At 70.6% G+C, this 11,998-nt stretch carries 13 protein-coding genes; 4 read left to right on the top strand and 9 right to left on the bottom strand.

Annotated features, from left to right (window positions below; translation table 11 throughout):
• Positions 1–2: 2 nt before the first annotated feature.
• The 7 genes from pheS to ACFPCV_RS36635 form a co-directional block, all read right to left on the bottom strand.
• Complete coding sequence (pheS, locus tag ACFPCV_RS36665) at positions 3–1,070, bottom strand: phenylalanine--tRNA ligase subunit alpha (protein WP_378061905.1); 1,068 nt, start codon at positions 1,068–1,070, stop codon at positions 3–5.
• A 588-nt stretch (positions 1,071–1,658) separates the two neighbouring features.
• Complete coding sequence (locus ACFPCV_RS36660; protein ID WP_378061941.1) at positions 1,659–2,477, bottom strand: TrmH family RNA methyltransferase; 819 nt, start codon at positions 2,475–2,477, stop codon at positions 1,659–1,661.
• Positions 2,474–2,851, bottom strand: a complete 378-nt coding sequence (rplT, locus tag ACFPCV_RS36655) for a 50S ribosomal protein L20 (protein WP_378061904.1) — start codon at positions 2,849–2,851, stop codon at positions 2,474–2,476. The genes ACFPCV_RS36660 and rplT overlap by 4 nt, the downstream gene beginning before the upstream one ends.
• A gap of 71 nt (positions 2,852–2,922) precedes the next feature.
• Positions 2,923–3,117, bottom strand: a complete 195-nt coding sequence (gene rpmI / locus ACFPCV_RS36650; RefSeq protein WP_378061902.1) for a 50S ribosomal protein L35 — start codon at positions 3,115–3,117, stop codon at positions 2,923–2,925.
• A 71-nt stretch (positions 3,118–3,188) separates the two neighbouring features.
• On the bottom strand, positions 3,189–3,743 hold the full coding sequence (infC, locus tag ACFPCV_RS36645; RefSeq protein ID WP_378061939.1) for a translation initiation factor IF-3: 555 nt from the start codon (positions 3,741–3,743) through the stop codon (positions 3,189–3,191).
• A gap of 289 nt (positions 3,744–4,032) precedes the next feature.
• Entirely contained in the window at positions 4,033–4,707 is a 675-nt protein-coding gene (locus tag ACFPCV_RS36640) for a response regulator (protein WP_378061900.1), read from the bottom strand.
• A complete protein-coding gene (locus ACFPCV_RS36635; RefSeq protein WP_378061898.1) occupies positions 4,704–6,308 on the bottom strand; it encodes an ATP-binding protein in 1,605 nt (534 codons plus the stop codon). Before ACFPCV_RS36635 ends, ACFPCV_RS36640 begins: the two co-directional genes overlap by 4 nt.
• 149 nt (positions 6,309–6,457) lie before the next feature.
• Between ACFPCV_RS36635 and ACFPCV_RS36630 the strand changes: the two genes are divergently transcribed.
• Positions 6,458–7,801: a cation:dicarboxylate symporter family transporter gene (locus ACFPCV_RS36630; protein WP_378061896.1), complete on the top strand. Its 1,344-nt coding sequence runs from the start codon at positions 6,458–6,460 to the stop codon at positions 7,799–7,801.
• A gap of 33 nt (positions 7,802–7,834) precedes the next feature.
• Here ACFPCV_RS36630 and ACFPCV_RS36625 read toward each other — a convergent pair whose 3' ends face one another.
• Complete coding sequence (locus ACFPCV_RS36625) at positions 7,835–8,293, bottom strand: pyridoxamine 5'-phosphate oxidase family protein (protein WP_378061894.1); 459 nt, start codon at positions 8,291–8,293, stop codon at positions 7,835–7,837.
• Between the two features lie 44 nt (positions 8,294–8,337).
• Between ACFPCV_RS36625 and ACFPCV_RS36620 the strand changes: the two genes are divergently transcribed.
• Entirely contained in the window at positions 8,338–8,916 is a 579-nt protein-coding gene (locus tag ACFPCV_RS36620) for a TetR/AcrR family transcriptional regulator (protein WP_378061892.1), read from the top strand.
• On the opposite strand, the gene ACFPCV_RS36615 is transcribed toward ACFPCV_RS36620, so the two are convergent.
• Positions 8,900–9,862 (bottom strand): AraC family transcriptional regulator, encoded by a 963-nt coding sequence (locus ACFPCV_RS36615; protein WP_378061890.1) that lies wholly within the window; start codon positions 9,860–9,862, stop codon positions 8,900–8,902. The genes ACFPCV_RS36620 and ACFPCV_RS36615 overlap by 17 nt on opposite strands.
• A 127-nt stretch (positions 9,863–9,989) precedes the next feature.
• Here ACFPCV_RS36615 and ACFPCV_RS36610 point away from each other — a divergent pair, with 127 nt between their 5' ends.
• Both ACFPCV_RS36610 and ACFPCV_RS36605 read left to right on the top strand, forming a co-directional pair.
• Positions 9,990–10,808, top strand: coding sequence for an SDR family oxidoreductase (locus tag ACFPCV_RS36610; RefSeq protein ID WP_378061889.1), 819 nt, complete (start codon positions 9,990–9,992; stop codon positions 10,806–10,808).
• A gap of 314 nt (positions 10,809–11,122) precedes the next feature.
• Positions 11,123–11,998, top strand: a complete 876-nt coding sequence (locus tag ACFPCV_RS36605; RefSeq protein WP_378061888.1) for an oxidoreductase — start codon at positions 11,123–11,125, stop codon at positions 11,996–11,998.

The following is an 11,998-nucleotide window of genomic DNA, read 5'->3' as shown; positions in this document are numbered from 1 at the left end:
GATCAGGCTTCGGTGCCGAAGGGGGCGGTGAACCGCACGTCGCCCTCGACCATGTCGCGCATGTCCGGGATGCCGTTGCGGAACTGGAGGGTCCGCTCGATGCCCATGCCGAACGCGAAGCCGGAGTACACGTCCGGGTCGAGGCCGCAGGCACGCAGGACGTTGGGGTTGACCATGCCGCAGCCGCCCCACTCGACCCAGCCCGCGCCGCCCTTCTTCTCCGGGAACCACACGTCGGACTCGGCGGACGGTTCGGTGAACGGGAAGTACGACGGACGCAGCCGGATCTTGGACGTGTCGCCGAACATGGCCTTGGCGAACGCGTCCAGGGTGCCCTTGAGGTGGGCCATCGTGAGGCCCTTGTCGACGGCAAGCCCCTCGACCTGGTGGAACACCGGGGTGTGCGTGGCGTCGAGCTCGTCGGTGCGGAAGGTCCGGCCGGGGCACACCACGTAGACCGGCAGGTCACGCTCGATCAGCGAGCGAATCTGCACCGGCGACGTGTGGGTGCGCAGCACCAGGCCGGAGTCGGCGGGTGCCACGTAGAACGTGTCCTGCATGGTGCGCGCCGGGTGGTCCTTCTTGAAGTTCAGCGCGTCGAAGTTGAACCACTCGGTCTCGACCTCGGGGCCCTCGGCGATCTCCCAGCCCATGCCGACGAACACGTCCGCGATGCGCTCGGACAGCGTGGTCAGCGGATGCCGGGCGCCGCGCGGGATCCGGTCCCACGGGAGCGTGACGTCGACGCTCTCCTCGCGGAGCACCCGCTCGTCGCGGTCGGCCTCCAGTTGGACGCGGCGCTCCTCGAACGCCTCGCGCACCGCCTTCTGGGCCTCGTTGACCCGCTTGCCCGCGTCGGCCTTGGCGTTGGGGGGCAGCGCACCGATCTCGCGGCGGGCCACCATCAGCGGCGCCTTGTCCCCGAGGTGGGCGGGCTTGACCGTGGCCAGTGCCGCCAGGTCGCCGACCGCCGCGAACTCCTTGCGCGCCTGCTCCACGGCAGCCTGCAGCGTCTCGGGCGCGAGGGCCGCGACCTGCTTCGGATCGTAGGAGTCGTTGGCTGCGGACATGTGGGGCAGGCTCCAGGGACGTTTCCGGATCGGAGTGCCCGCGCGGACGGCGAGCACAGTGATCCTAGGTGATCGGCCGATCAGGCCCACAGCTAGTCCGCCTCCCCGCGGACTGAAACGGTGCGGATGACCACTCGATAGTGGCTGGGTGCCGTCACGGTCCCCGAAGGCTCCGCTGATCGGCGCGAGATCACCTGGTGGTCGATTCCGTGGAGTTGGTGTTAATCACGTCGGAGAGGCCGGGCTCCGGTCGGCGTCGTGGCGGGTTTGTCCTTGCCGGACGGGTAGGTCTCGTGGGTGGCGGAGGGGAGGGTCGGCTGCGGTTCGGGCGGGTCTGCGCCACCGTTGCGTGGGGGCTGAGACCGCTACGTGGACCTCGCTGTGCGGGCCGCCCTGGATCCGGTGCTGCGAGACGACGTGGCTGATGCCCTGAAAGGCGCGTTCAGGGCGCTCAGCGCCCTGAACGGCCCATTGACGGCACTCGTTCCGGCGAGGACAAACCCACAACACCAACCGCAGCCAACCCACCCGACCGAAAACCGGGCCGGTCCGACGCGACCAGCACACCGACTTCACGGGATCGATCATCTAGTGCGAAGCGCGCCGTGCCCATGCGCTGGCGTACAGGCAGATCGTGGCGGCGGTGGCCAGGTTGAGGCTCTCCGCCTTGCCGTAGAGGGGGACCCGCAGCGACACGTCCGCCGCCGATTTCACCTCATCGGGTAGACCGTGGGCCTCGCTGCCGAACAGCCACGCGGTCGGACCGGTGTCGGTGGCGGGTGTCAGTTCGTCCTCGGCGTAGCCGTCCGCGGCGACCAGGCACAGCCCGGCGGCCCGGCAGGCGGCGAGCACGTCGTCGACGGGGGCGCGGGCGATCGGCAGGTGGAAGACGCTGCCGGTCGAGGCGCGGACGCACTTGCCGTTGTGCGGGTCGACCGCGTCACCCGCGAGCACCACCGCGTCGGCGCCCGCCGCGTCGGCGACCCGGACGACCGTGCCCGCGTTGCCCGGGTCCGCCACCCCGACCAGCACCGCGACCAGGCGCGGGGCACCGGACAGGGCCTCGGCGAGCGGCACGTCGACCAGCGAGCACACCGCGACCACGCCCTGCGGTGTGACGGTGTCGGACAGGCCGGCCATCGCGCGGTCGGTCACCGGCGACACGGGTACCCCGCGGTCGGCGGCGAGCCCGCGCAGTTCGGTGTCGCGGTCGGCGAACGCCTCGGTCACGAACAGCTCGTGCACCTCACCCGGCCATGTGAGCGCCTCGCGGACGGCCTGTGCGCCCTCGGCGAGGAACCGCCCGGCGCGCTGCCGCCCCACTCGGCGCGACAGGGCCCTGGCAGCAGCGACCCGGGGCGTCCGTTCGGTGAACGGAACGACCCCGGGTCGTGGTGCGGTGCTCAGGAAGCAGCCTTGCCCTGCTGGTCGGCGTTCGCGCGCGCGACCTCGACGAGCGCGGCGAACGCGGCCGCGTCGTTCACGGCCAGCTCCGCGAGGATCTTGCGGTCGACCTCGACACCCGCGTTCTTCAGACCCTGGATGAAGCGGTTGTAGGTCAGGCCGTTCTGGCGCGCCGCGGCGTTGATGCGGGTGATCCACAGCTGGCGGAAGTCACCCTTGCGGGCACGGCGGTCCCGGTAGGCGTAGTTGAGCGAGTGGAGCATCTGCTCCTTCGCCTTGCGGTACAGCCGCGAGCGCTGGCCGCGGTAGCCGCTGGCCAGCTCAAGGGTGGTGCGGCGCTTCTTGTGGGCGTTGACTGCCCGCTTGACGCGTGCCACGGTGCAAATCCGATCGATCTCGAGGGCGGCGGTCCCGCGCGCCCCATGTGGTCAGGGAAAACGAGTGCCGGTCAGCGACCGAGCAGCTTCTTGACGCGCTTGACGTCGGCCTTGGCGATCTCTTCGGTGCCTGCCAGGCGCCGGGTCACCCTGCTGGACTTCTTCTCCAGCTTGTGGCGCAGGCCGGTCTGCTGACGACGCAGCTTTCCCTTGCCGGTGATCCGAACTCGCTTCGAAGTACCGGAGTGAGTCTTGTTCTTGGGCATTGTGATCCTTGCGCAGTTGTACGACCGGGTGCGCCTCGGTGAGACGCACTCGGTCACTCGATCAGCCGCGGTCAGTTCGTGTCTGGTTCCGCGCTGGCCTTCGGGCGGGTCTTCTGGGTCTTGTGCGGCGCCAGCACCATGATCATGTTTCGACCGTCCTGCTTCGGCGCGGCCTCGACGAAGCCGAGGTCGGCCACGTCCTCGGACAACCGCTGCAACAGCCGGAAACCAAGTTCGGGACGGGACTGCTCACGCCCGCGGAACATGATCGTCACCTTGACCTTGTTGCCGTGCTCGAGGAAGCGCATCACGTGCCCGCGCTTGGTCTCGTAGTCGTGGGTGTCGATCTTCGGGCGGAGCTTCTGCTCCTTGATCACGGTGAGCTGCTGGTTTCGACGCGACTCGCGAGCCTTCTGCGCGCTCTCGTACTTGAACTTGCCGAAGTCCATGAGCTTGCAGACGGGCGGGCGAGCCTGCGGGGCAACCTCCACGAGGTCCAGGTCCGCTTCCTGAGCGAGCCGCAGTGCGTCTTCGATGCGCACGATGCCGACCTGCTCGCCGTTCGGTCCGACCAGGCGGACTTCCGGGACTCGGATGCGGTCGTTGATACGTGTCTCGGAGCTGATGGGGCCTCCTCGGGCCGGGTTCGTCTTCTCATCCGCGACCCTCGCGGATCCCCATCAAGCACGAAGCCCCGGTCGTCTGATGACGAACGGGGCCCGCTTCCGATCACCCGTCACGCATGACGGGCACACCGCGCCCTGAGTGCCGGAGCTGTCCGGCACAGGTCGCGGCGACCGGAACCCGGCCACGGTGTGACTCGGGTGGGAGCGGGGCTCCACTTGGTCAGCCTCGCAAGCAAGGCTGGTCGCGTCGTTCAGAATAACACCCCTGCCCGGCCGGTTGTTCCACCGGTCAGGTCCTGGCCCACTGGTAGCGCAGTTCGGGGCGTCCCACCTGACCATACCTCGGTTGCCGGAGGGCCATCCCGTGGTCGGCCAGGTACTCCAGGTACCGGCGCGCGGTCACGCGGGACATGCCGAGCGCGTCCCCCGCCGCGCTCGCCGACAGGCCGTCGTCCGCGCCACGCAGCGCGGCGGCCACCGCGTCGAGGGTCGGCGCACTCATGCCCTTCGGCAACCGCGCGCCCTCGGTGCCGCGCAGCGTGGCGAAGAGGTGGTCGACGCCGGTCTGGTCGGCCTCCTCCGCACGGTCGACGCCGCGCCGGAACCGCGCGTACCGCTCGAGCTTGTCGCGCAGGGTCGCGAAGGTGAACGGCTTCAGCAGGTACTGCACGACGCCGCTGGACACCGCGGCCCGCACCAGTGCGAGGTCCCGCGCGGAGGTCACCATGATCACGTCGACGAGCCTGCCCTCGGCCCGGAGCGTCCGGCACAGGTCGAGCCCGTTGCCGTCGGGCAGGTACTGGTCGAGCAGCAGCAGGTCCACGTCCAGCCGCCCGAGCGCCCGCCGTGCCTCCCCCGCCGAGTGCACGACGCCGGCGACGGCGAACCCGGCGACCCGCTCGACGTAGAGCCGGTGCGCGTCGGCGGCGACGAGGTCGTCCTCGACCACGAGCACGGAGATCACCTCGGTACCAGAGCGGTGGGGAGCCGGACCGTGAACACCGCGCCGCGTTCTCCCTGGTTCACCTCGATCGTGCCGTTGCAGCGCAGCACCGCCTGCCGCACCAGCGCGAGCCCGATGCCGCGGCCGTGTCCCGTGCCGCCGGCCTTCGTGGACCAGCCGCGGTCGAACGCCACCTCGCCCGCCGCGAGCCCGGGGCCGGTGTCCTCGATCCGCAGCAGCAGCGCGCCGTCCTCGGCGCGGGCGGTGACGAACACCTTGGGCGCCCTCAGCTGGGCGGCGCCGCCCTCGACCGCCGCGTCGAGCGCGTTGTCGATGAGGTTGCCGAGGATCGTGACCACGTCCCTCGGCGCGAGCGTGCCGCCGAGCACCGTGTCATCGATCTCCGTCTCCGGCGTGATCACCAGCTCGATGCCGCGTTCGTTCGCCTCCGCCGCCTTGCCGAGCAGCAGCGCGGCGAGCACGGGTTCGGACACCGCGTCCACCACGCGGTCGGTGAGCTGCTGCGCGAGGGCGAGCTCGGCGGTGGCGAACTCGACGGCGTCGTCGTAGCGGCCGAGCTCCACCAGCGACACCACCGTGTGCAGCCGGTTCGCGGCCTCGTGCGCCTGCGAGCGCAGCGACTCGGCGAACCCGCGGACCGAGTCCAGCTCGCCGGTCAGCGCCTGCAGGTCGGTGTGGTCCCGCAGCGTGACGACCGTGCCGTGCGCGCGGTTGCCGGACCGGACCGGCGTGCAGTTCACGACCAGCACCCGCCGCTCGGTCAGGTGGATCTCGTCGCGGGTGGTGCGGTCCGGCGCCATGCTCGCGACCATCGCGGCGGGCAGCCCCAGATCGGACAGCACTGCGCCCTCGACCTGGCCGTCCAGGTCGAGCAGTTCGCGGGCGCCGTCGTTGCACAGCGTCACCCGGCCGGCCTGGTCGACCAGCAGGAGGCCCTCGCGGACGGTGTGCAGGATCGCCTCGTGGTACTCCAGGCGCCTGCCCAGCTCGGCGGGACCGAGGCCGTGGGTCTGCCTGGCGAGCCGCCTGCTGACCAGGTAGGTGCCGGTCATGCCGACCGCCAGCGTCACCAGTGCCACCAGCACGAGCGGCACGAGCCGGTCGCTGACCTGCCCGGCGATCGCGTCGAGCGTGATGCCGACGCTGACGAGCGCCACGATCCGGTCGCCGTCGCGGACCGGGACCACCGCGCGGACCGACGGGCCGAGCGTGCCGGTGTAGGTCTCGGTGAAGACCTTCCCCGCGAGCGCCTCGTCGATGTGGCCGAGGAACCGCTCGCCGATGCGCGCCGGGTCCGGGTGCGTGAAGCGGCGGCCGTCGGGGTCCATGATCGTGATGAAGTCCACGCCGGTGTCGCGGCGAACGCGCTCGGCGAAGGGCTGCAGTATCGCGCTCGGCTCCCTCGCCAGCACGGCGTCGACGACGGCGGGCGAGTCTGCGATGGTCAGCGCGACCGACACCACCTCTTCCCGCGTGGAGTCCTCGGTCCGGTCGGCGACGTCGAGGTAGGCGAGCACCGCCCCGGCGACGACCAGCATCCCGACGATGATCACCTGGATCACCAGCAGTTGCCGCGCGAGGCTCCAGCGCTCACCTGTCATGCGCACCAGTGTGTCCCGCCTCACATGATCTTGAAAGCTCGTCTACTCAATGAACACAAAGGTGACCCAGGTCATACGGGTTCGCACAATGCCCGTGGTCGCTGCGCGAGCTTCGCCCCGCAGCACACCCGTCCCTGCCAGGAGGTCCTGTGTCCAGCGTCGAACAACCGGTCCGGCCACGCCGTCGTGACCGGACCCACTTCCTCTACATCGCCGTGGTGGCCGCCGTCGCTGCCGGCATCCTGATCGGCCTGGTGTGGCCGGCGGTCGGGAAGGAACTGAAACCGCTCGGCACCGGGTTCGTCAACCTGATCAAGATGATGATCAGCCCGATCATCTTCTGCACGATCGTGCTGGGCGTCGGCTCCGTGGCCAAGGCGGCGAAGGTCGGCAAGGTCGGCACGCTCGCCATCGGCTACTTCCTCCTGATGTCGACGGTGGCGCTGGTCATCGGCCTCGTCGTCGGCAACATCCTGCACCCGGGCGAGGGGTTGCGGCTCACCGAGAGCGTCCGCGAGGCGGGCAAGGAACAGGTGGCCGAGTCGGAGGGCACGGTCGACTTCCTGCTCGGCATCATCCCGGAGACGCTCGTGTCGGCGTTCACCCAGGGCTCGGTGCTGCAGACGCTGCTCGTCGCGCTGCTGGCCGGGTTCGCGCTGCAGGCGATGGGCGCGAAGGGTGAGCCGATCCTGCGCGGGGTCGGGCACCTCCAGCGGCTGGTCTTCCGGATCCTCGCGATGATCATGTGGGTGGCGCCGGTCGGCGCGTTCGGCGCGATCGCGGCCGTGGTCGGCGAGACCGGCGTCGACGCGCTGAAGAGCCTCGCGATCATCATGATCGGCTTCTACGCGACCTGCCTGCTGTTCGTGTTCGTGGTCCTGTCGTCGCTGCTGTGGCTGGTCGCGCGGATGAACATCCTGACACTGTTCCGCTACCTGTCGCGGGAGTTCCTGCTGATCCTGTCGACCTCGTCGTCGGAGGTGGCGCTGCCGAGGCTGATCGCGAAGATGGAGCACCTCGGTGTGAGCAAGCCGGTCGCGGGGATCACGATCCCGACCGGGTACTCGTTCAACCTCGACGGCACGGCGATCTACCTGACCATGGCGACCCTGTTCGTCGCGGAGGCGATGGCCGCGCCGCTGTCGGTCGGCGAGCAGATCGGGCTGCTGCTGTTCATGATCATCGCGTCGAAGGGCGCGGCCGGCGTGACCGGCGCGGGCCTCGCGACGCTCGCCGGTGGTCTCCAGTCACACCGGCCGGAACTGGTCGACGGCGTGGGTCTCATCGTGGGCATCGACCGGTTCATGTCCGAGGCGCGGGCACTGACCAACTTCGCGGGCAACTCGGTCGCGACGGTGCTCGTCGGCACGTGGACCAGGGAGTTCGACCGCGACCAGGCGAACCGGGTGCTGTCGGGTGCGGACCCGTTCGACGAGAGGACACTGGTCGACGACCACGCGGTCACCGAACCCGCCAGGGAACCGAGCAGGTAGGACCGGGCGGCCCTTCGCGACGCGGAGGGCCGCCTACTTCCTCGTGCGCCGCCGGTAGCCGCGGCCCTCGTGCCAGGACTCGATCACCAGGTGGTCGGCGGGGGTGCCGACGTGGGCCAGGGCGACCTCGGCGATGTCGATGCGGAAGTACCCCGCACCGGGCTCCGCGCCCTCGGCGGGCGGCGCCACCTCGATCGCCCTGCCTGCGAGCTTGGCGTCACCCAGCCACGTCGTGGGGTCCTCCGGCGGGTCGACCGAGGGGCTGTGCACGGCGACGCGGGGGTCGCGCCGCACGTCGAGCAGCTTCATCGAGCCGCCCATCATGCCGAGGGTGACCTCGCCGTCCTTGAAGTCCAGTTCGGATCCGCTGATCCGCGGCGACCCGTCCTTGCGCAGGGTCGCGATCGTCTTGTGGATGCCTGCCGCGAACCGGCTCCGCACCCGCTCGGCGAACTCCGGAGCGTCCGCCTCGATTTCCCGCCACGTCGCCATGGCGCCGATCCTACGCCGTTTCCGAACCGTGGTTCAATAACTGTGTGGCCCGCCCCCGCAAGGTTTCCGACGACGAGCTGATGGCCGCGTGCGGCCGGGCCATAGGCCGGTTCGGCCCGGGGTTCACGCTCGCGCAGGTCGCCGGGGAGGCGGGCGTCGCGGTGGGCACGGTGGCGGGCCGGTTCGGCTCGAAGCGGAGACTGCTGCTGGCGATGATGACCACCGGCGCCGAGGGCGTGGCCCCGCTGTTGCGCGCGGCCGCCGAGGGCCGGCCCCCGCTCGACGCGATCACGGCGGCGGTCCTGGCCACGACGGAAGGCGTCGCCGACCCGGCGAGCACGTCCAACCACCTCGGTCAGCTGGGGATCGATCTGGCGGATCCCGCGCTGCGGGCAGGTTTCGCCCGCCTGCGGGCCGCGGTGCGCGCGGTGCTGACGGACCTGTTCACCGCGGCGGACCTGCCCGGGGCTCCCCCACCGGCGCAGGCGGCCCGCATCGTCGCCGCGATGGCGCACGGCGCGCTGATGGACTGGGCACTCGCCCCGGAGGGCGCGGTCGCGGACGTGCTCAGGGCCGACCTCGCCGCGGTGCTCGCCGGGTGGCGGGTCAGCCCGCCTGCCTGAACTCCTGTTTCCTCGCCGCGCCGGGTGAGACGCCCAGCACCCGCTTGAACGCCCGCGCGAACGCGGCTTCGGAGCGGTAGCCGAGCTTGCGGGCGAGCTCCGCTGTGGTGGCTCTGCCCTCCTCGCAGGAGCGCAGAGCCACCTGCATCCGCCAGCGCGTCACGTACGACATCACCGGCTCCCCCACCACCTTCGTGAACCGCGCGGAGAACGCCGAACGGGACATCGCCAGCTCACTCGCCAGTTCGGCGACCGTCCACGCGTGGTCGGGCCTGCGGTGGATCAGCGCGAGCGCGCGACCGAGCTGCGGGTCGTGCAGTGCGCCGAGCCAGCCGGTGCGGGCGGCGGGGTCGGACTCGAGCCACACACGGATCGCCTGGATGACGAGGATGTCCGACAGGCGGGTGATCACTTCCTCGCCGCCGGGCCGCAGCTCCTTCGCCTCAGCCGCCATGAGCCGCAGCAGGCTCGGCAGCCAGCTGTCCGGTGCGGCGTCGGCTGCCTCGATGTGCAGGGTCTGCGGCAGCACCTCGATCAGGTGCCGCGCGCCTGGCTGGTCGAACCGGATGGCGCCGCAGATCATGTGCGTCGTCGCGCCGCCACCGCCGTGCCGCAGCGACTCGTACCGGTCGCTGACCAGGTCGCGGGGCAGGTCCATGACGTTCGGCGTCGCCACGCCCGGCTCGCTGAGCAGCGCGTGCCCCTGCCCGTGCGGCACGAGGACCAGCTCGTGCGGGCCCATGGCGCGGGGCGGGCCGTCGTCGGTGCGCAGCAGGCAGGAGCCCGCGGTCACGACGTGGAACCACAGGTGCCCCGGCATCGCGGGCATCGTCGCGCCCCACGGCGCGGACAACTCCGTGCGGCAGTAGAACGCGCCGTTCATCCGGAGCAGGTGCAGTGCCTCACCAAGTGGATCAGTGGGCGCCCACGGGTCGAAGCCCTTCATGGGCAGGACTGTACTGGACATCCAAGACATCTGGACGATCGAGCATGGAATCGCGCCAAGCAGTCATGGATTCTCCAGCCAAGCGGTGGTCTGCTGGATGTACTGCCAAAGAGCAACGGAGGATGACATGAACACACTCGTGCTGGGCGCCAACGGCAAGACCGGGCGACGGGTCGCGGACCGCCTGACCGCACGCGGCGTGCCGGTGCGGCGGGGCACCAGGGCGGGCACGCCGCGATTCGACTGGGAAGAACCCGGGACCTGGTCGCCGGCGCTGGCCGGGGTGGACGCGGTGTACGTGTCGTACTTCCCGGACCTGGCGGTGCCGGGCGCGGTGGACGCGGTGCGTGAACTGACCGACCTGGCGGAGAAGGCGGGCGTGCGGCGACTGGTGCTGCTGTCCGGTCGTGGCGAGACGGAGGCGCAGGCCGCCGAGGACGTGGTGCGGGCGGGCGGTATCGAGTGGACGGTGGTCCGCTGCGCGTGGTTCAACCAGAACTTCTCGGAGGGCCACCTGCTGGACCCGCTGCTGGGTGGCGACGTGGCGCTGCCCGCTGAGGAGGTGCGGGAGCCGTTCCTCGACGTCGAGGACATCGCGGACGTGGCTGTCGCCGCGCTGACCGAACCGGGCCACGGCGGCCGGACGTACGAGATGACCGGCCCACGGCTGCTGACGTTCGCGGAAGCGGTGGCTGAGATCGCCGAGGCCACCGGCAGACCGCTCACCTACCGGCCGACAGACCTGGGCACCTACCTGGCCGCCACGGGGATGCCCGAGGACGTGACCGGTCTGCTGGGCTACCTGTTCAGCGAGTTGCTGGACGGCAGGAACGCGTGGGTCGGCGACGGTGTGGAGCAGGCACTGGGCCGCCCGGCGAAGGACTTCAGCGAGTTCGTGCGGGATAACGTGCCGGTGTGGCAGGTGACGGCTCAGCCGGCGAGGTAGGCACGGAGCGCGCTGGCCACACCAGTCCGGGTAGCCCGCGACGTCGACGAGCGCGGCGAAGACCCGCCCGGCGGCGCGCACGGACCAGACGCCGCGGAAGCGGTAGTCGTTGAGCGACACCGTTCGTGTGAGCCGGGGCTAGGGCGTGTCCCGCGGATCTTGATCGCGGTATTCGCGCCCATCTGGCCGCTGGCCGCGTTGCCGGAAAGCCCGAGTACAACCCGGTACGAGGGCCTTCCTCCGCCTTGCCAGCGACCAGATGGATCACGAATCCCATCGACCAAGATCCACGGGACACGCCCTAGGGTGCTGCCATGGCGAAGTGGACACCGGCCGACATGCCACCGCAGAAGGACCGCACGGTGATCGTCACGGGTGCGAACAGCGGCATCGGCCAGGCGGCGGCCGCGGCCTTCGCGTCGGCGGGCGCCAGGGTGATCCTGGCGTGCCGCGACGTCGACAAGGGCAACGCGGCGGCGGCGACCATGGCCGACACCGTCGAGGTGCGGGCACTGGACCTGGCGAACCTGGCCTCGGTGCACGAGTTCGCGAAGTCGGTCGACGAGCCGGTCGACGTGCTGGTGAACAACGCGGGTGTGATGGCGATCCCCCACCGCCGCACCGCCGACGGTTTCGAGAAGCAGATCGGCACCAACCACCTCGGCCACTTCGCACTGACGGGCCTGCTCCTGGACCGGCTCCGCGACCGGGTCGTCACGGTGTCCAGCACCATGCACTGGGCGGGCAAGGTCGACCTGACGGACCTGAACTGGGAACGGCGCCGCTACCAGCGGTGGCTCGCGTACAACCAGTCGAAGCTCGCGAACCTGCTGTTCACCCACGAGCTGGCCCGCAGGCTGACGGAAGCGGGGTCACCGCTGAAGGCACACGCGGCCCACCCCGGCTACGCGTCGACCAACCTCCAGTCCCACACGGAAACCCTGCTGGACATGGTCATGGCTCTGGGCAACCGCCTGGTGGCCCAGAGCGCGAAGATGGGCGCCCTGCCCACCCTGTACGCGGCGACGATGGACCTGCCGAACGGCTCCTTCGCCGGCCCTGGCGGCATCACCACCCAGCACGGCTACCCGAAGCTGGTCCGGTCGAGCAGAGCCGCCCACGACAGGGAAACCGCGGCAGGGCTGTGGAGCCTGTCGGAGAAACTGACGGACGTGACGTTCACCATCTGA

The sequence above is a fragment of the Actinophytocola glycyrrhizae genome, assembly GCF_042653545.1.
Lineage (GTDB): Bacteria > Actinomycetota > Actinomycetes > Mycobacteriales > Pseudonocardiaceae > Actinophytocola > Actinophytocola glycyrrhizae.
The sequence above is the reverse complement of the archived record's forward strand: the minus strand, read 5'-3'. Positions and strand labels throughout refer to the sequence as shown.